Below are 17,054 nucleotides of genomic sequence, written 5' to 3'. Positions count from 1 at the left end.
GTTGCTGCCAGACCTGCTGGATATTTATCCCAAATGCGGAGTATATTTAGTTATGCCAAAATTAAAGTCACATCGGGGGGCACATAAGCGCTTCCGTAAAACTGCAAGTGGAGCAATAAAGCGCCGAGGCGCTTATCGCAATCACATCCTCACTAAAAAATCAACTAAGCAAAAACGACATCTGCGCGTTGCTTCGAATACCTTGAAGTCATGCGATGCACGTCTTGCCGAGCGTATGTTGCATGGTAGTTAAGGGGAGGAATATATTATGCCAAGAGTGAAACGTGGGGTAACAGCAAAAGCCCGTCATAAAAAGGTTTTAAAGCAAGCAAAAGGTTACTATGGTGCCCGAAGCCGGGTGTACCGTGTTGCCAAGCAAGCAGTGATTAAAGCCGGACAGTATGCTTATCGTGATCGCCGACAAAGAAAACGGCAGTTTCGGGCGCTGTGGATCACAAGAATTAATGCACAAGCCCGCGAGTGCGGTCTTTCATACAGTCGTTTAATGAACGGTTTGAAAAAAGCCGAGATTGAACTCGATCGTAAAGTGCTTGCTGATATGGCTGTGCATGATAAGACAGCTTTTGCAGCGATTGCTGAACGTGCAAAAGCGGCTCTTGCCTCATAACAGAGGTTCTAAGTGTTAACAAGGAGGCTTTTGAGCCTCCTTTTTACTTGTAGGTTACATCATGCAAGATATTACCGCATTACAAGAGGCTGCGTTTAATGCCATCGAGAACGCTCAGGAAATCAGTCAGCTGGAAGCGATCCGTGTTGATTTTTTAGGGAAAAAGGGCTTATTAACTGAAATTCTTAAAAATTTAGTGAATTTGCCAGCCGTAGATAAGCCTAAAGTAGGACAGCTTGTCAATCAAGCTAAACGAGACATCAGCATTCGTATTGAAAAAAAGTTATTGCAGTTAAAAGAAATTTTATTACAAGAAAAACTTGCGGCTGAACGCATCGATGTATCTTTACCCGGACGGAATAACAAGACAGGAGCATTGCATCCAGTGACCCAGGTAAAGCAATGCATCAATGATTATTTCAGCCGACTGGGATTTGATGTTGTTGAAGGTCCTGAAGTTGAAACTGAATTTTATAATTTTGCAGCATTAAATATTCCAGAGCATCATCCAGCACGCGCCATGCATGATACGTTCTATTTTGGCGATGGTCGTTTGCTGCGTACTCATACCTCGCCTGTGCAAATACGGGTGATGGAAGCAAGAACCCCACCCTTACGTTTGATTGCGCCAGGTCGAGTCTACCGTTGTGATTCGGATTTAACTCATACCCCCATGTTTCATCAAGTAGAAGGATTACTGATTGATAAACAAGCTACCTTAGCTGGATTAAAGGGATTATTGCAGGATTTTTTTTCTTATTTTTTTGGTCGTACGCTAGGCATTCGATTCCGTCCCTCTTATTTTCCTTTTACAGAACCTTCTGCAGAAGTGGATATTGAATGCACTCAATGTTCTGGTGCAGGATGTCGCTCCTGTAAATTTACAGGATGGCTTGAAGTGCTTGGCTGCGGCATGGTACATCCTAATGTACTCAAAGCCGTAAATATTTCTCCTGAAACGTATCAGGGGTGGGCGTTTGGTATGGGTATTGACCGGCTTGCCATGCTTTATTTTGGCATTGATGACTTGCGAATGATGTTTGAGAATGACATGGCTTTTTTAAAGCAATTCTAAGATCTGTCAACAGACCCTAACCTAGGAATTTCAATGAAAATCAGTGAATTATGGTTGCGTGAATGGGTTAATTATCAACTGACTGCCCAGCAACTGGCCGCACAATTGACCATGGCTGGATTAGAAGTTGATGCGGTCAGCCCGGTTGCAGGTCAGTTTGATAAAGTGGTTGTAGCCGAAGTACTAAGTACCATGCCACACCCTCAAGCGGATAAATTGACTGTTTGCGAAGTTAATGCAGGCGATGAGAAAACTTATACCATCGTTTGTGGTGCACCAAATGTTCGAGCAGGATTGAAAGTAGCATTAGCCTGTTTGGGAGCTTATTTGCCAGGTGGTGTCAAAATCAAAGAAGTAAAACTTCGTGGCCAGTTGTCACAGGGCATGCTTTGTTCAGGCAGTGAGCTTGGTTTGGAAGAACGTTCAGACGGTATTCTTGAACTCGCGCAAGAGGCACCGATTGGCGCTGATTTACGTGAATACCTGAGCTTAGATGATCATGTGTTGGATATTGATTTAACGCCAAATCGCGCTGATTGTTTTAGTGTCTTGGGCGTCGCAAGAGAAGTGGCTGCATTAAATAAATTACCGATGGACAAGCCACATCCTAAAATAAACAAGCCACAAATCGATGCTTCGTTGACCATTCATTTGCAAGCGACGGATGCTTGTCCTCAATATTGCAGCCGAATCATTCGTGCAATTAACCCTCATGCTGTGACGCCGTTGTGGATGCAAGAGCGATTACGTCGGGGGGGAGTTCGTCCGTTGCATCCAGTGGTGGATGTGACTAATTATGTCATGCTTGAACTTGGTCAGCCCATGCATGCCTTTGATTTACAAGCCATTGAAGGCGATATTTATGTGCGATATGCTCATGAAGAGGAAATGTTGATACTGCTCGATGGCCAGGAAGTGGCATTATCCAAGGATGTGTTGGTGATTGCCGATAGTAGTAAGCCATTGGCCCTTGCCGGCATTATGGGCGGGGAGGCAAGTTCCGTACAGACCAATACAACAGATATTTTACTGGAAAGCGCTTTTTTTAACCCAATTCATATTGCAGGCGTGGCGCGACGATATGGTTTGACCAGTGATTCTTCCCAACGGTTCGAACGTGGTGTTGACCCTGCGTTGCAAGTTTTGGCGATGGAGCGAGCTACTGAACTATTACACACTATTGTTGGAGGAGAAATTGGTCCCATTACAACGGTTAATCATCCGCAAAAATTACCGCAATTGGTGAAGGTTTTATTTAATCCAGTTAAAGTAAAACAATTAAGCGGCTTGGAAGTTCCAGTCACAGAAATGGAACAGATACTGAGTCGTCTTGGGATGAACATCACTCATCAACAGGACTATTGGCTTGTTGATATTCCTTCTTATCGATTTGATATTTCTCTTGAGGTTGATTTAGTCGAAGAAATTATCCGTTTGTATGGCTATGAGAATATCACAGTGCAACCGATGCTGACGTCATTGCAAGCAGGCAAAGTCAATCCATATGAACAGTTATCAACGCGGATTTCAAATTTTTTAAGTCATCGTGGTTATCATGAAACCATTAGTTATAGTTTTGTCGACCCGGAATTACAGCAAGCGGTTTATCCCCAATCACAAGCGTTGCAACTGCTTAATCCTATTTCTCAGGAATTATCGAACATGCGTGTTGGCATGTGGCCAGGATTGATCGCCTCCATGATTTATAATTATCATCGTCAACAGACGGCCATAAAGCTTTTCGAGGTTGGCGTTGTCTTTAACAGGAATGGTCATCTCGTGGAAGAGCGTCCTTGCGTTGCAGGTTTATTACTGGGAGAACATGGCACTTTAAATTGGAGTGAGACGACAAGAATATTTGATTTTTATGATTTAAAAGGAGATGTACAGGCATTGTTTGCCACATTGAATGTCAATGATGTTGATTTTGTTGCTGCGGTTCACCCAGCATTGCATCCAGGAAAATCTGCATGCATTTTGGTTGGAAAGCAAGCGGTTGGCTGGATTGGTGCCTTGCATCCGCGACTCGTAGATGCCTTGGATTTTGATGGCGAAGTCTTGTTATTTGAGCTTTCATTATCCTTTTTGCGACAGGATCCAGTTCACTATCGGCCGATTTCAAAATATCCGCAGATCCGAAGAGATTTGTCTTTACTGGTTAATCAAGAAATAAATGCTATACAGATAGAGGAAGCCATACGTGCTGTTGTAGCGCCTGAATGGTTAAAAGGATTTAATGTATTTGATGTCTATACTGGTGATTCCATCCCTGCCGGTAAAAAAAGTCTTGCTGTGGCCTTGACCTTGCAGGATGATAACCGCACACTGGTTGATGCCGAGATCAATATAATAATCAGTGCTATAATAAAAAAACTAAAGAATGAGTTTGCCATTACATTGAGGGATTAATCGTGAATGCATTAAGTAAAGCTGTTATAGCGGAAGCTTTATATAGTGAAGTTGGGTTGGCCAAACCGGATGCAAAGGAAATCGTTGAGCTCTTTTTTGAGGAGATACGGTATGCGCTTGAAAATGGCCAAAATGTAAAATTATCTGGTTTTGGTAATTTTACTTTACGTGATAAACCAAAACGTCCAGGTAGAAATCCTAAAACGGGCGAAGAAATTCCTGTAGAGGCAAGACGCGTGGTTACCTTTAAGCCAGGCCTTAAGTTGAAAACAAAAGTTGAGGCTCAGGGCGAAGCCATTTCCAAAGAGTGACAAGATTTGTAGAGGGTAGAATGCTTTGTCCCATTATGTGAAACATGTTTTTATTTGTACAAATCAAAAAGCTCCTGGTAAAACCTGCTGTGCGAATCTGGGTGGCGAGCCATTTTTTGATTATTTAAAAAAAGCGCTTAAGCGGCTTGACATGCATGGTTCTGGCAAGATAAGAGTCAGTAAATCGGGTTGCCTGGGTCGTTGCAGCCTTGGTCCTTGCATGGTCATTTATCCTGAAGGCATATGGTATAATTATCGGTCATTTTCTGATCTTGATGAAATTATTCGTAATCATTTACTTCATGGTAATGTCGTTTCCCGGCTTTTAATCGATTAATTTAAAAAGATACTTGTAGGTTGAGCGAGTTTTGGTTAAAATCGCCCGTCCAAGATTAAAAGATTACTATTAAAGGCGGTACGGAGTTAATTAATGAAGACATTCAGCGCCAAGCCACATGAAGTCAAGCGTGACTGGTATGTGGTTGATGCCAGCGATAAAACATTAGGTCGTCTTGCAACCGAGATCGCTCGCCGTTTACGTGGAAAACATAAGGCAGAATATACTCCTCACGTGGATACGGGTGATTATATTGTTGTGACCAATGCAGAAAAAGTAACGGTTACGGGGCGAAAATTTAAGAATAAGATGTATTATAACCATTCTGGTTTTCCAGGTGGTATCAAGTCAATTTCTTTTGACAAACTGCAGGAAAAAAATCCTGTCCAGATCATAGAGCGCGCAGTGAAAGGTATGCTCCCTAAAAATCCGTTAGGTCGAGAAATGTATCGTAAACTTAAAATATATGTCGGTACAGAACATCCTCACACAGCACAGCAACCTAAGCAACTTGAAATTGAGGAATAAGTATTATGGCTGACATGCAGCAATACTATGGTACCGGCCGCAGAAAAAGCTCATCGGCTAGGGTTTTTTTACGTCCAGGCAAAGGCGATATCAAAATTAATAATCGCAATCTGGAAGATTATTTTGGCCGGGAAACGGCTTGTATGATTGTCCGGCAGCCGTTAGAAACGGTAGAGGTTCTCAACAAGTTTGATATTTATGCAACGGTTGAAGGTGGTGGAATTTCCGGGCAGGCTGGAGCAATTCGTTTAGGCATTGCTCGCGCTTTGGTAGAATATGATGAGCACGACTTGGCAGCGGATGTTGAGCCAAGTGCTGACTCGTTCCGCAGAAAGCTTCGCGCCCGTGGTTTGCTTACTCGCGACCCTCGTCGCGTAGAGCGCAAAAAGATCGGACTTCACGGCGCACGTCGCGCAACTCAATACTCAAAACGTTAATTTATTCATTTCGGCCCCGCTTTCTGCGGGGCTTTTTACCTATAAGTTATTTTATGCTTCGCAGCTAGCCATTTTCAAAGCATCAATTCTTTGATATAAATGGATTTATCTTTTGCATGTCAGGATGATGTTGTGAGTCAGGAAACCGAGCCGAGCCTAAATTCAGAGAGCGCACAGGATGACTCAGTCGATGAGCAACGGCGCCAATTTTTGGTAAAGACGACCAAAGTATTAGGAGGAGTGGGTGCGTTATGTGCATTGACGCCTTTTGTTGCCTCTTGGACGCCTAGCGCAAAAGCAAGAGCCGCAGGTGCCCCCGTAGAAGTTGATTTGAGTAAACTGGAGCCTGGCCAACAAGCGACCGTGGAGTGGAGAGGAAAGCCCGTATGGATTATTCGGCGCACACCCGAAATGGTTCAGCATCTTGCTGATGTCGAAGGACGTTTGCGTGATCCTAATTCGATGGTGGATCAACAGCCAGAATATGCCCAAAATCAATATCGCTCAATCAAACCTGAATATCTGGTATTGATTGGTATATGCACTCATCTTGGTTGTTCCCCTAAATATAAGCCTTATGAAAAAGAATTAGGTCCAGAGTGGCCAGGTGGTTTTTATTGCCCTTGTCATGGTTCCAGTTTTGATCTTGCCGGTCGAGTGTTTAAAGGTGTTCCCGCCCCTATCAATTTGGAGGTCCCTCCTTACCGATTCGTTAGTGAGCATGTCATTGTCATCGGTGAAGATGAGAAATAAGGATTTATAATGAGTGGATTATTGAATTGGATAAATGCCCGCTTTCCTTTAGTGAGTACCTGGAAACAGCACGCCAGTGACTATTACGCACCTAAAAATTTTAATTTTTATTATTATTTTGGTTCACTGGCCATGGTGGTTTTGGTTAATCAGCTGTTTACTGGTTTATGGTTAACCATGTTTTATACCCCCACGGCTGCAGAAGCATTCAGTTCAGTAGAATACATCATGCGTGATGTTAATTTTGGGTGGCTGTTACGATACATGCATTCAACCGGTGCTTCGGCGTTTTTTATTGTGATTTATATTCATATGTTTCGTGGTTTGTTGTATGGCTCTTATCAAAAACCACGTGAACTGGTTTGGCTGCTTGGAGTTGCATTATTTATTCTTTTAATGGCCGAAGCTTTTTTTGGCTATTTGCTTCCTTGGGGACAGATGTCCTATTGGGGCGCACAAGTGATTACTTCTTTATTTGGCGCTATTCCTTGGGTTGGCGATGCCTTGGTGACTTGGTTGCGGGGTGATTACAACATAGCCAATGCAACATTGCAGCGTTTTTTTGCCTTGCATGTCGTGGGTGTTCCTCTTTTATTTTTGTTATTAGTTTTTTTACATATTGTGGCCTTGCATAAGGTTGGCTCTAACAATCCAGATGGCGTGGAAATAAAAAAACATCTTGATAAGCATGGGAAACCGCTTGATGGAATCCCATTCCATCCTTATTACACAGTAAAGGATTTTTTCGGTATTCTTATTTTTTTGATTGCTTTCTTTGCGGTCGTGTTTTTCTTTCCTGAGATGGGGGGCTATTTTCTTGAACATGCCAATTTTTCTCCAGCCAATCCGCTAACGACTCCAGAACATATCGCACCGGTGTGGTATATGACGCCCTTCTATGCCATGCTAAGAGCTGTTCCTGATAAGTTATTTGGTGTATTGGTCATGATGGGGGCTATTTTAATATTGATTTTTGTTCCCTGGCTGGATAAGAGTTCGGTGCGATCGATGCGTTATAAGGGATATTTATCAAAAATTGCGCTGTTGAGTTTTGTCTTTAGTTTTTTAATCCTTGGTTATTTAGGAACCGTTGATGTCACTCCTGTCCGTCAAGTCTTGGCAAGAATCTGCACGATTATTTATTTTTCCTATTTTTTGTTAATGCCTTTTTATAGCCATTATGAACGTTCACGAAAAGAGCCGGAGAGAGTCACAGTATGAAAAAAATACTTGTTTGGCTTGTCGTTATGATGGGTATTCCTTTTACGTATGCAGATGCCGCTGAGGTAAAAATAAAGCCTGTGACCATTGATTTACATAATCAGGCACGGTTACAAAGGGGTGCAAGATTGTATATGAATTATTGTTCTGGATGCCATTCATTACGTTATATCCGTTATCATCGTATGGCTGAGGATTTAGGACTAACCACCTTTGACGGTCATGTTGACAAAGATCTCTTAACCAATAATCTTATATTTACGACAGCAAAAATATACGATCCCATTGAAATCAGCATGCCGGAGGCTGATGCTCGACAATGGTTTGGTAAAATGCCTCCGGATTTGAGCTTATCGGGCCGGGAGAGAGGCGCTAATTGGTTGTATACTTACTTAAAAAGCTTTTATGTTGATCATACCAGGCCGTTTGGGGCTAATAATCTTTTAATTCCTGATGTAGCTATGCCGAATGTTTTAGCACCCTTACAAGGTGAAGTCGTGGCTGAAAAAACAGAAAAGCAAATGGGTAAACCACAGGATGCGACACTTGTCTTGATAAAAAATGGCGAAATGACTCAACAGCAGTTTGATAGTGCGTTACAAGATCTGGTAACGTTTCTCATGTACGTTGCTGAACCAAATCAGTTCATTCGTTATCGAATTGGATGGTTTGTGATGATTTTTTTGGGCCTTTTTGCAGTGGTTGCTTTTCAACTGAAAAAACTCTATTGGCGGAATATTCATTAGTGGTTTTAAAGACAGTGGGTTGATAATGCCTGGATGTCGTATGTACTCCAGGCCACTATTTATACATGATATAAGATTTTTTTAATTAGTATTTACCGCCATTTTCAGCACCAAATTTTAAAATATGGTAAAATAGTGACCTTTTGACGAATGATGAGGAGTTGTTGATGGCTATTATTGCAAGACGCACGATTATGTCTTTGTATTCGGATAATAATGATGTTTACAGTCACCAAGTGAGAATTGTATTGGCAGAAAAAGGAGTGAATGTAGAAATTATTTCTGCTAAACAAGGTGTCAATTCTAATGATTTAATGACAGTAAATCCTTATGGCACGGTTCCGACTTTAATTGATCGTGATCTGGTGCTGTATGAAGCTCGTATTATTATGGAATATTTAGATGAGCGTTTTCCCCATCCTCCGTTATTGCCTGTTTATCCTGTTGCTCGTGCTGAAACGCGCAAAATGATGCACCGTATTGAACAGGACTGGTACTCATTATTGCATCGCATTCAGTCGAGCAATGAGATAGAGCAAGCCCGTAAATTGCTGCTTGAAAGCTTAACCAATCTGGAACCAGTGTTTGCTGATAAGCCTTATTTTCTGAGTGAAGAGTTTTCGCTTCTAGATTGTGCTTTGGCTCCTTTACTTTGGCGCCTGCCGCAGTTAGGGATTGATGTTTCATCTCAAGTCAAAGGATTGAATGCTTACATGCAACGTTTATTCAAGCGAGAATCATTTCAGACCAGTTTAACCGATGTTGAGAGGCAGCTAAGGGCGGCGTGATGACAACAATGACTTCAAGTAAACCGTATCTAATTCGCGGCATTTACGAGTGGATTGTAGATAATGATTTAACACCTTATCTTTTGGTTAATGCAGAAGCTCCAGGGGTTCAGGTTCCTCAAGAGCATGTTAGTGGTGGTCGGATTGTTTTGAATATTTCCCCTAAAGCATGCCGTGGATTGCATCTGGAAAATGATAAAATTTTATTTACTGCACGTTTTTCCGGCCAAGCGACTCAAATTTTTTTGACCCCAGGAGCGGTACTTGCGATTTATGCAAAAGAAAATGGCAGAGGGATGGAGTTTTCTGAAGAAGAGGATAATCCACCACCGACTTCTCCATTAACATCGGGCACTGGAACAGGAACACGTAGCAAACCTGCACTAAAGTTGGTTAAATGATCTTTTTTGCTGCATGAAGAAAACTAAGGAGTGGGTAAGGAATGGCTAAAACGGCTGCAGCGCTTTATATAACTCGTGATATCCGATTATGTGAGCGTCTAGCGGTCGATAAATTCGGCTTTACGGAAGAAGAGCTCATGGAGCGGGCAGGAGCGGCCGCATTTAATGTCATCAGAAGCATTTATCCGCAGGCGCGTTCAATCGCTGTATTTTGCGGCGGTGGAAATAATGGGGGTGATGGCTATGTTGTAGCGCGGTTGGCACAACAAAACGGCATTTCAGTGATTGTTTATCAAGATAAAGCCATCGAAGATTTGCCGCCAACAGCTCGCTACGCTGCTTCTCTGGCCATTGCTGCTGGGGTTTCTTGCCAGAGTTTTGATGATTCATTGGATGATGACGTCGATTTGATCGTCGATGGGTTACTTGGTATTGGGTTACAGGGGGATGTGCATCATTCGATTGCACAGGTCATTAATCTTATTAATGACAGTGGGTTGCCTGTGTTGTCACTGGATGTTCCCTCAGGATTGAATGCTGATACGGGTTGTGTGCTTGGGGTTTGCATTCATGCAGATGTCACGGTAACGTTTATTGCCCCCAAAATAGGGCTGTTTACTTTAGATGGTCCAGAGTATTGCGGCAAAGTTATTTGTCATGATTTACAGTTAGGTCAGTGTCTTGCCAATATGTCACCGACGGCTTACCAACTCGATGGACAACAGTTAAGAAAAACGATAAGACCACGAAACAAGAACTCCCATAAAGGCATGTATGGTCATGTATTGATTATTGGCGGTGGACCAGGCATGCCTGGAGCTGCACATATGGCTGCTTCTGCTGCGTTAAGAGTTGGTGCAGGTGTCGTTACTGTAGCAACTTGGCCTAAGCATGCAGGAGGTGTGTTACCTCTTTTACCGGAAGCAATGATTTATGCCATCCATGATGTAGAAGAACTTTTCCCTTTGTTGGCCAGGGCGACAGTAGGTGTTATTGGGCCAGGACTTGGTGAGGATGCGTGGGCGAAGCAATTATTTTCTGTTGCTGTCGCCGCGCAACTTCCCTTGGTGATTGATGCGTCTGCATTAAGATTGCTTGCACGTTCCCCCCAAAAGGATGATAACTGGATATTGACGCCTCATCCCGGAGAAGCCGCTGCCTTATTGGCCTGTTCCGTTACTGAAATTCAAGCAGATCGTTGCAAGGCTGCACGGCTTATTCAGCAGAAATATGGAGGCAGTGTTATTCTTAAAGGCGTGGGGACGATAATCAATATTGGAGCGCAAGAGGCGTATGTTTGTACAGCAGGAAATCCAGGAATGGCTAGTGCTGGAATGGGTGATATATTGAGTGGCGCGATAGGTGGGTTGCTTGCACAAAAGATACAACTTGCTGATGCAGCCAGACTTGGTGTCTGGTTGCATGCGGTGGCTGGTGATGATGCAGCCACTGAAAAAGGGGAGCGGGGGTTGCTTGCCAGTGACTTAATTCCCTACCTACAGCGTCGAATTAATGATTAGAGCGTGTTTTTTTCGAAATAAGGTAAGTTATTAATCGTGACATAATGTATAAAATGAATATGAGTTTTACCATTGATTTACCAAATGAGTATTGTAGCGAGCAATTTGCAGCACGCTTAGCCGCCTGTCTGACGGTTCCATTGACATTGACGTTCAGTGGTGAGATTGGTTCGGGAAAAACAACCATGATTCGCGCCATGCTGAAGGCATTAGGCGTGTGCTCGACCATTAAAAGCCCAACGTTCTCTCTTATTGAAAGTTATTCTGTTTCTGATCTGCAAGTTCATCATTTTGATCTGTACCGTATTCAAGATGAAACTGAACTGGACTATCTTGGTTTTCGAGATTATTTTTCGGATAATACAATATGTGTTATTGAGTGGCCTGAACGAGCCTCTTGCTACCTTGAACAGGTTGATGTTGAATTTACATTGTCGATGAAAGGTGAAGGACGTGCACTGCATGCAAATACGTATAGCGCTCATGGTTCTAAACTAATGACATCTCTCGCCGGTGAATGGTGCATATGCAACTGATAAGAGTGTTGCTTTTGTTATGTTATTGTAATGCGGTTTTTGCCGCGACCCTTACATCGCTTGATATTAAGGAGCAAGAGGATAAAGCGTCTGCTGTTTTTTCCTTGAATGGATTTTTTTCCTATAAACTGTTTATCTTAAAAAACCCTTCGCGAGTGGTTGTTGATTTTGCCCAAACCGCAACAAATATTAAGGTGCACCCCTTAATAAAAAAACATCTTTTGATTGCCCATGTACGTAGTGGCCACCCTGATGCGCAGACGCTGCGGATTGTGTTTGATGTAAAATCCCCTGTACAAATTAAAGAGGTTAAAGCAGCGGGTAAATTGCATTTGGAATTCCTGAAAAAAAATGCTGAAACTAATAATAGGGTAGCTCAAGTGGCTATAAACAAATCGCCAGTGAAGGTGAGCCATAATCCAGCTAAATCGCTCCGTGATGTCATCATTGTTCTTGATCCTGGTCATGGAGGTAAAGATCCAGGGGCAATAGGGCCAAATCGGCATGCCGAGAAAGAGGTTGTCTTGGCTATTGCGCGGAAACTGAAAGATGTTATTGATAAAGAGCCTGGAATGAGGGCTGTTTTAACTCGTACTGGCGATTATTATGTTGGTTTGCGTGAACGGTTAAATATCGCGAGAAAGCATAATGCAGATGTGTTTGTATCCATTCATGCGGATGCTTTTATTAACCAGCACTCTAATGGAGTTTCTGTATTTGCCTTATCACAAACGGGTGCTACCAGTGAGGCGGCTAGGTGGCTTGCTGAAAAGGAAAATTACTCGGAATTAGGTGGGGTTAATCTCTCAGAGCTTGATGATAAAAATAATTTAGTACGCACAGTATTAATCGATTTATCACAAACTGCGACGATTAGCGCAAGCTTACAAATAGGCGCCAGTGTTTTGCAATATCTGGATAGAATAACTAATTTACATCATGAAAAGGTTGAGCAAGCTCGTTTTGTCGTTTTGAAATCACCTGATATTCCGTCAGTGCTCATTGAAACCGGTTTTATTTCCAATCCTCGTGAGGAAAAAAATCTCACGAGTGGCGTTTATCAGACTCGCTTGACCCAGGCTATCTTTCAAGGGATAAAGCGTTATTTTTTTGAACATCCTCCCTATGGTTCACGTATCGAAGCATTATCTAGTGCTGGCAAACATCTTGTAAAAAAAGGCGAAACGTTGCCAGTGATTGCCAGGCATTATCACACCAACATCGCTGCACTTAAACATTTTAATCATTTATCAACCGAACGATTACAGCCTGGGCAAACACTTAATATTCCCAAGTCATGGTCATAAGAATTCATCAATTACCGCCAGAGGTGGCTAATCAAATTGCCGCTGGTGAAGTCATAGAGCGACCTGCATCTGTTGTCAAAGAATTGCTGGAGAATTCAGTCGATGCTGGTGCTAGCGCCATACATATTGAAATTGATTCTGGAGGGTTAAGTCGTATTAAAGTTAGTGATAATGGTTCAGGGATTTTTGCCGATGATCTTCTTTTAGCAGTAACGGCCCATGCGACCAGTAAGATTGCAAATATTGATGATTTATATGCAATTTCTAGTATGGGGTTTCGAGGAGAAGCTTTAGCAAGCATTGCTTCTGTGTCTAAGTTATTGATAAGTTCTAAGCCGGCAGTGCAGGAGCATGCCGTGTGTTTGTCGATGCGTGGTACTGACCATCGTTTATTGCCATGTGCTAGACAGCAAGGGACAACGGTTGAAGTGCATGATCTCTTTTTTAATGCGCCCGTCCGAAAAAAATTCCTCAAGTCGTCATACATCGAATATCAGGCCATCGATGCAGTGGTCCGGCGATTTGCCATGAGTATTCCTACGATATCAATCACTTTAAGCCATAATGGTAAACCAATGTTGGTGCTGCCTTCTGCTGTTTGTGAAAAAAACAAGCAATTACGGATTAAAAAATTATTGGGAAAGGCGTTTGTTGAGCAAGCCATCGCTTTGGATGTGATGCATGGCGAGATGCAATTATATGGCTGGATCGCTGGGCCTTCCTATCAACGTAGTCAAAATGACAGACAGTGGGTATATGTTAATCAACGTATGGTGAAAGATAAATTAATCAATCACGCCATTAAGCAAGCTTATGACGGTTTATTGCATCCTGGTCGATATCCTGCTTGTTTATTGTATTTGTCCATTGCACCGCAAGAAGTTGACGTGAATGTTCATCCAACAAAGCACGAAGTTCGTTTTCAACAACCAAGGTTGGTGCATGATTTGATCGTTTCGCAGCTGTCTTGTGGCTTATCGCGACCGCGCACAGAATCGGTTAATCCTTTTATGCCAAAGGTAAATGATAGATCATCGATACAAATTAGGGAGACAGGCGCGCCGAGATTTTCATTCGTTGAATCGATTTCCCGGGACATTGATTTACCTGCCTTGGTCGTTTTAAATCCTTGTTTCGCTTTGTTTTTTGTGACAGAAGAGGCGTTTCTTGTGGATGTTAAGCGGTTGTACCGGCATCGATTAGCCTCACTTTTAAAACAGCAATCGTTGCCATTAGCTTCCCGCCCGCTGCTTGTGCCAGTTCGTTATTCCATTGACGCTTGTTATTATCGAACCATTGAACAAAACCAGCCGAACTGGAAGCAATTAGGGATTCAACTCGATTTTATTGGTGAGACAACAATCATTATCCGTAGTGTGCCTAAGATTATGCCACAATTGGATCTGCAGAAATTATTGGAACGGCTGATCCTTGATAAATGTTTCGGGCTATCCGAACAGTTAAATGCGCTTCTGGATTGTCAATCGTTTGATATTAAACAATTAGAGTATGAGGAGCAGCAGGATTTGGCGAATTATTTCGTGCAGTTAATTTCGCAATTTGGTCCATCAGAATCATGGTATATCCCCTTAAGTCTCGATATTTGTCGGGGTTTATTGAATGATTAAGTGTAACGAGACCCTAGCCGTTTGTTTAATGGGGCCAACCGCCTCCGGTAAAACAGCAATCGCGTGTGAATTGGTACAAAAATTTCCATTTGAAATTATTAGTGTTGATTCTGCAATGATCTATCGTGGCATGGATATAGGCACCGCCAAACCAAGCGCACAAACATTGAGCCAAGCGCCGCATCATTTAATTGATATTTTAGATCCTCCAGCCCATTATTCAGCCGCTCATTTTTGTGAGGATGTATATAAATTGTGCGATGTAATCCATGGACAAGGAAAAATTCCTTTGCTGGTTGGCGGCACGATGATGTATTTTCGTGCTCTGCAGCAAGGATTATCCATACTACCACAGGCGGATGAACAAATTCGCCATCGAATTTTACAACAAGCGGCAGAAGAAGGATGGTTGGCCATGCATGGTCAGTTGGCAAGGGTTGACCCAGCAGCCGCGGCAAGAATTCATCCAAATGATTCACAGCGAATACAGCGTGCTTTGGAAGTATATCAATTAACCGGCAAGCCATTGTCAGAATTTTTTCTGGCCGAGGCGGATAATCGCCATCCTCTTCGCTTTGTTAATTTGCTTTTAATGCCGGAACAACGTCAATGGTTGCACCATCGCATTGCTTTGCGTTTTGAACAAATGTTGTCTGCAGGGCTGATTGAGGAAGTAAGAGACATTGTTCGGCGATGGAACTTAACGTTAGCTCATCCTTCGATGCGAAGTGTGGGATATCGTCAGGTATTTTCTTTTTTGCAAGGTGAATATGATTATTTACAGTTGCAGAGTAAAGGCATTGCTGCAACAAGACAATTGGCCAAGCGTCAGTTAACCTGGCTTCGCCATTGGTCAAATGGTTTGATTTTACCCGCTGAAAGTCCCATTCTTACTGGAGAAATCATGGTCATTATTAAAAAAATACTGGATAATAATTAGGATCTGTTTAGAACCTTTAATGAAATTGTCAGGAGTTAATGATGCCTCAGAATCAAAAACAGCCAGCCTGTGCTGAGCAAAATTATACGGTATTCCCTAAAGATCTGCCTTTAAGTTGCCCTACCGATGAGATGGAATTATGGAATGCCCATCCAAAAGTTTATTTGCCCATTGAGGAAACTGGTGTTGAAGTGTGTCCTTACTGTGGGGCGCGTTTTGTTTTGAAACGTGATTAACTGCAATAGCCTGACACACGACTGATAAATGTTTTTGCCAGTTCATGAAATTTATAAACTTGCCCAACTGCAACCATAAAAATGATTAAATCCATATGTATTGTACGACTTTCTGCTTTGGGAGATGTCTTAATGCTTGTGCCGCTGATAAGAACGCTGCAAGCCAATATTCCCGATGTGTCATTAACCTGGGTAATTTCGCGCCCTGCCTATGATTTGGTGGAAGGATTAGAGGGTGTGGAATTTATCGTCATACCCAAACCTGGCCATGTTGCCGATTATTGGCGGTTTAATCAGCAAATGCGTGCACGATGTTTTGATGTACTGCTCGCGACACAAGCAAGTTTTCGCGCGAACCTTTTGTATCCCTTCATACGTGCGTCACGGAAAATTGGCTACGATGCATTGCGTGCTAAAGATGGGCATGGTTGGTTTATTCATGAAAGGATAATACCAGGAAAGGATCATACCCTTGAAGGATTTCTAAAATTTGCTGACGTACTCGGGATGCAAAAAAAACAAATTCGTTGGGATATACCGATTCCTGCCACGGATTATCAATGGGCGCGTGATCATCTGCCAACAGGCAAAGGGCCTATCATGCTGATTAATCCCGCTGCAAGCAAATCTGAGCGCAGTTGGCTTGTTGACCGCTACATTCAAGTGATTCGATATGCACAATCTCGCTGGCATGCCCAAGTTGTGTTAACAGGCGGACCCGGCGAACATGACCGTGTATTGGCTGATGCTATCATGCAGTCGGTCCCTGTGACTGATTTGGTTGGCAAAACCAAACCTAAACAGTTACTTGCCGTGTTGAAGCAAGCGGATCTTTTGTTATGTCCGGATACTGGACCATCCCATATGGCAGCGGCCGTAGCAACGCCAGTCATTGCGTTACATGCAGTGACGAGTTCAAGGGTTTCGGGTCCTTATCCCTACCGCCACTTATCAGTAGATTATTATCCTGAAGCCGTAAGAGCCGTGCTGCAAAAAACAGCCGAAACCAATCCCTGGGGAACCCATGCTCATGGGGCAGAAACCATGAGTCTTATTCCGGTTGATGGGGTTATTCGTCGTCTGGATTCCTTATTATCGAGCCTGGGTTATCAATAAAAAAGAGCCGGTAAGCACCACCGACTAAGCTTTATACATCGTTGCAAGTTTGCTTAACTCGGTCATATACTATCTGTACACTCTCTCTCCTCGCGCACTTGCTCCTTGTCTAATGCTTAGTGGGCGGCGCTATATGA

General features: G+C 42.8%; 20 protein-coding genes. All 20 read left to right on the top strand.

Annotated features, from left to right (window positions below; translation table 11 throughout):
• Window positions 1-52 precede the first annotated feature (52 nt).
• The 20 genes from rpmI to E1O52_RS04570 all read left to right on the top strand — a co-directional run bounded on the left by rpmI (window position 53) and on the right by E1O52_RS04570 (window position 16,917).
• A complete protein-coding gene (rpmI, locus tag E1O52_RS04665; RefSeq protein WP_133127550.1) occupies window positions 53-253 on the top strand; it encodes a 50S ribosomal protein L35 in 201 nt (66 codons plus the stop codon).
• 15 nt (window positions 254-268) lie between these two features.
• On the top strand, window positions 269-628 hold the full coding sequence (gene rplT / locus E1O52_RS04660) for a 50S ribosomal protein L20 (RefSeq protein ID WP_133127549.1): 360 nt from the start codon (window positions 269-271) through the stop codon (window positions 626-628).
• 61 nt (window positions 629-689) lie between these two features.
• Window positions 690-1,703 carry a phenylalanine--tRNA ligase subunit alpha gene (locus E1O52_RS04655; protein ID WP_133127548.1) on the top strand — a complete coding sequence of 338 codons (1,014 nt, stop codon included), beginning with the start codon at window positions 690-692 and terminating at the stop codon, window positions 1,701-1,703.
• Window positions 1,704-1,736: 33 nt separating this feature from the next.
• Complete coding sequence (pheT, locus tag E1O52_RS04650; protein ID WP_133127547.1) at window positions 1,737-4,112, top strand: phenylalanine--tRNA ligase subunit beta; 2,376 nt, start codon at window positions 1,737-1,739, stop codon at window positions 4,110-4,112.
• A 2-nt stretch (window positions 4,113-4,114) separates the two neighbouring features.
• Complete coding sequence (locus E1O52_RS04645; RefSeq protein ID WP_133127546.1) at window positions 4,115-4,423, top strand: integration host factor subunit alpha; 309 nt, start codon at window positions 4,115-4,117, stop codon at window positions 4,421-4,423.
• Window positions 4,424-4,448: 25 nt separating this feature from the next.
• Entirely contained in the window at window positions 4,449-4,760 is a 312-nt protein-coding gene (locus tag E1O52_RS04640; protein ID WP_133127545.1) for a (2Fe-2S) ferredoxin domain-containing protein, read from the top strand.
• Window positions 4,761-4,853: 93 nt separating this feature from the next.
• Complete coding sequence (gene rplM / locus E1O52_RS04635) at window positions 4,854-5,288, top strand: 50S ribosomal protein L13 (protein WP_133127544.1); 435 nt, start codon at window positions 4,854-4,856, stop codon at window positions 5,286-5,288.
• A gap of 5 nt (window positions 5,289-5,293) precedes the next feature.
• Window positions 5,294-5,725, top strand: a complete 432-nt coding sequence (rpsI, locus tag E1O52_RS04630) for a 30S ribosomal protein S9 (RefSeq protein WP_133127543.1) — start codon at window positions 5,294-5,296, stop codon at window positions 5,723-5,725.
• Between the two features lie 99 nt (window positions 5,726-5,824).
• A complete protein-coding gene (gene petA, locus E1O52_RS04625; RefSeq protein ID WP_133127542.1) occupies window positions 5,825-6,478 on the top strand; it encodes a ubiquinol-cytochrome c reductase iron-sulfur subunit in 654 nt (217 codons plus the stop codon).
• A gap of 9 nt (window positions 6,479-6,487) precedes the next feature.
• Window positions 6,488-7,699 carry a cytochrome b gene (locus E1O52_RS04620; RefSeq protein WP_133127541.1) on the top strand — a complete coding sequence of 404 codons (1,212 nt, stop codon included), beginning with the start codon at window positions 6,488-6,490 and terminating at the stop codon, window positions 7,697-7,699.
• Complete coding sequence (locus E1O52_RS04615) at window positions 7,696-8,445, top strand: cytochrome c1 (protein ID WP_133127540.1); 750 nt, start codon at window positions 7,696-7,698, stop codon at window positions 8,443-8,445. The genes E1O52_RS04620 and E1O52_RS04615 overlap by 4 nt, the downstream gene beginning before the upstream one ends.
• 167 nt (window positions 8,446-8,612) lie before the next feature.
• Window positions 8,613-9,233 (top strand): stringent starvation protein SspA, encoded by a 621-nt coding sequence (gene sspA / locus E1O52_RS04610; RefSeq protein WP_133127539.1) that lies wholly within the window; start codon window positions 8,613-8,615, stop codon window positions 9,231-9,233.
• A gap of 8 nt (window positions 9,234-9,241) precedes the next feature.
• Entirely contained in the window at window positions 9,242-9,634 is a 393-nt protein-coding gene (locus E1O52_RS04605) for a ClpXP protease specificity-enhancing factor (protein ID WP_133127726.1), read from the top strand.
• Window positions 9,635-9,675: 41 nt separating this feature from the next.
• Window positions 9,676-11,154, top strand: coding sequence for an NAD(P)H-hydrate dehydratase (locus tag E1O52_RS04600; protein WP_133127538.1), 1,479 nt, complete (start codon window positions 9,676-9,678; stop codon window positions 11,152-11,154).
• A gap of 44 nt (window positions 11,155-11,198) precedes the next feature.
• On the top strand, window positions 11,199-11,690 hold the full coding sequence (gene tsaE / locus E1O52_RS04595; RefSeq protein ID WP_133127537.1) for a tRNA (adenosine(37)-N6)-threonylcarbamoyltransferase complex ATPase subunit type 1 TsaE: 492 nt from the start codon (window positions 11,199-11,201) through the stop codon (window positions 11,688-11,690).
• Window positions 11,681-12,997: an N-acetylmuramoyl-L-alanine amidase gene (locus tag E1O52_RS04590; protein WP_133127536.1), complete on the top strand. Its 1,317-nt coding sequence runs from the start codon at window positions 11,681-11,683 to the stop codon at window positions 12,995-12,997. The genes tsaE and E1O52_RS04590 overlap by 10 nt, the downstream gene beginning before the upstream one ends.
• Window positions 12,988-14,625, top strand: coding sequence for a DNA mismatch repair endonuclease MutL (mutL, locus tag E1O52_RS04585; RefSeq protein ID WP_133127535.1), 1,638 nt, complete (start codon window positions 12,988-12,990; stop codon window positions 14,623-14,625). The genes E1O52_RS04590 and mutL overlap by 10 nt, the downstream gene beginning before the upstream one ends.
• A complete protein-coding gene (miaA, locus tag E1O52_RS04580) occupies window positions 14,618-15,565 on the top strand; it encodes a tRNA (adenosine(37)-N6)-dimethylallyltransferase MiaA (protein ID WP_133127534.1) in 948 nt (315 codons plus the stop codon). Before mutL ends, miaA begins: the two co-directional genes overlap by 8 nt.
• 41 nt (window positions 15,566-15,606) lie before the next feature.
• Window positions 15,607-15,801 carry a zinc-finger domain-containing protein gene (locus tag E1O52_RS04575; RefSeq protein ID WP_133127725.1) on the top strand — a complete coding sequence of 65 codons (195 nt, stop codon included), beginning with the start codon at window positions 15,607-15,609 and terminating at the stop codon, window positions 15,799-15,801.
• 81 nt (window positions 15,802-15,882) lie between these two features.
• Window positions 15,883-16,917, top strand: a complete 1,035-nt coding sequence (locus E1O52_RS04570; protein WP_133127533.1) for a glycosyltransferase family 9 protein — start codon at window positions 15,883-15,885, stop codon at window positions 16,915-16,917.
• Window positions 16,918-17,054 lie beyond the last annotated feature (137 nt).

It is taken from the genome of Legionella nagasakiensis, from assembly GCF_900639915.1.
GTDB lineage: Bacteria > Pseudomonadota > Gammaproteobacteria > Legionellales > Legionellaceae > Legionella_A > Legionella_A nagasakiensis.
Note: the sequence above shows the minus strand (reverse complement) of the source record. Positions and strands in the feature narration are given on the sequence as shown.

Excerpts from the sequence above, each read along its gene's own strand:
- mutL (WP_133127535.1), top strand. The coding sequence starts at position 12,988 with ATGGTCATAAGAATTCATCAATTACCGCCAGAGGTGGCTAATCAAATT.
- petA (WP_133127542.1), top strand. The coding sequence starts at position 5,825 with ATGGATTTATCTTTTGCATGTCAGGATGATGTTGTGAGTCAGGAAACC.
- E1O52_RS04615 (WP_133127540.1), top strand. The coding sequence starts at position 7,696 with ATGAAAAAAATACTTGTTTGGCTTGTCGTTATGATGGGTATTCCTTTT.
- E1O52_RS04620 (WP_133127541.1), top strand. The coding sequence starts at position 6,488 with ATGAGTGGATTATTGAATTGGATAAATGCCCGCTTTCCTTTAGTGAGT.
- pheT (WP_133127547.1), top strand. The coding sequence starts at position 1,737 with ATGAAAATCAGTGAATTATGGTTGCGTGAATGGGTTAATTATCAACTG.
- E1O52_RS04600 (WP_133127538.1), top strand. The coding sequence starts at position 9,676 with ATGGCTAAAACGGCTGCAGCGCTTTATATAACTCGTGATATCCGATTA.
- E1O52_RS04605 (WP_133127726.1), top strand. The coding sequence starts at position 9,242 with ATGACTTCAAGTAAACCGTATCTAATTCGCGGCATTTACGAGTGGATT.
- miaA (WP_133127534.1), top strand. The coding sequence starts at position 14,618 with ATGATTAAGTGTAACGAGACCCTAGCCGTTTGTTTAATGGGGCCAACC.
- E1O52_RS04575 (WP_133127725.1), top strand. The coding sequence starts at position 15,607 with ATGCCTCAGAATCAAAAACAGCCAGCCTGTGCTGAGCAAAATTATACG.
- rpmI (WP_133127550.1), top strand. The coding sequence starts at position 53 with ATGCCAAAATTAAAGTCACATCGGGGGGCACATAAGCGCTTCCGTAAA.
- tsaE (WP_133127537.1), top strand. The coding sequence starts at position 11,199 with ATGTATAAAATGAATATGAGTTTTACCATTGATTTACCAAATGAGTAT.
- E1O52_RS04570 (WP_133127533.1), top strand. The coding sequence starts at position 15,883 with ATGATTAAATCCATATGTATTGTACGACTTTCTGCTTTGGGAGATGTC.
- E1O52_RS04655 (WP_133127548.1), top strand. The coding sequence starts at position 690 with ATGCAAGATATTACCGCATTACAAGAGGCTGCGTTTAATGCCATCGAG.
- rpsI (WP_133127543.1), top strand. The coding sequence starts at position 5,294 with ATGGCTGACATGCAGCAATACTATGGTACCGGCCGCAGAAAAAGCTCA.
- E1O52_RS04590 (WP_133127536.1), top strand. The coding sequence starts at position 11,681 with ATGCAACTGATAAGAGTGTTGCTTTTGTTATGTTATTGTAATGCGGTT.
- sspA (WP_133127539.1), top strand. The coding sequence starts at position 8,613 with ATGGCTATTATTGCAAGACGCACGATTATGTCTTTGTATTCGGATAAT.
- rplM (WP_133127544.1), top strand. The coding sequence starts at position 4,854 with ATGAAGACATTCAGCGCCAAGCCACATGAAGTCAAGCGTGACTGGTAT.
- rplT (WP_133127549.1), top strand. The coding sequence starts at position 269 with ATGCCAAGAGTGAAACGTGGGGTAACAGCAAAAGCCCGTCATAAAAAG.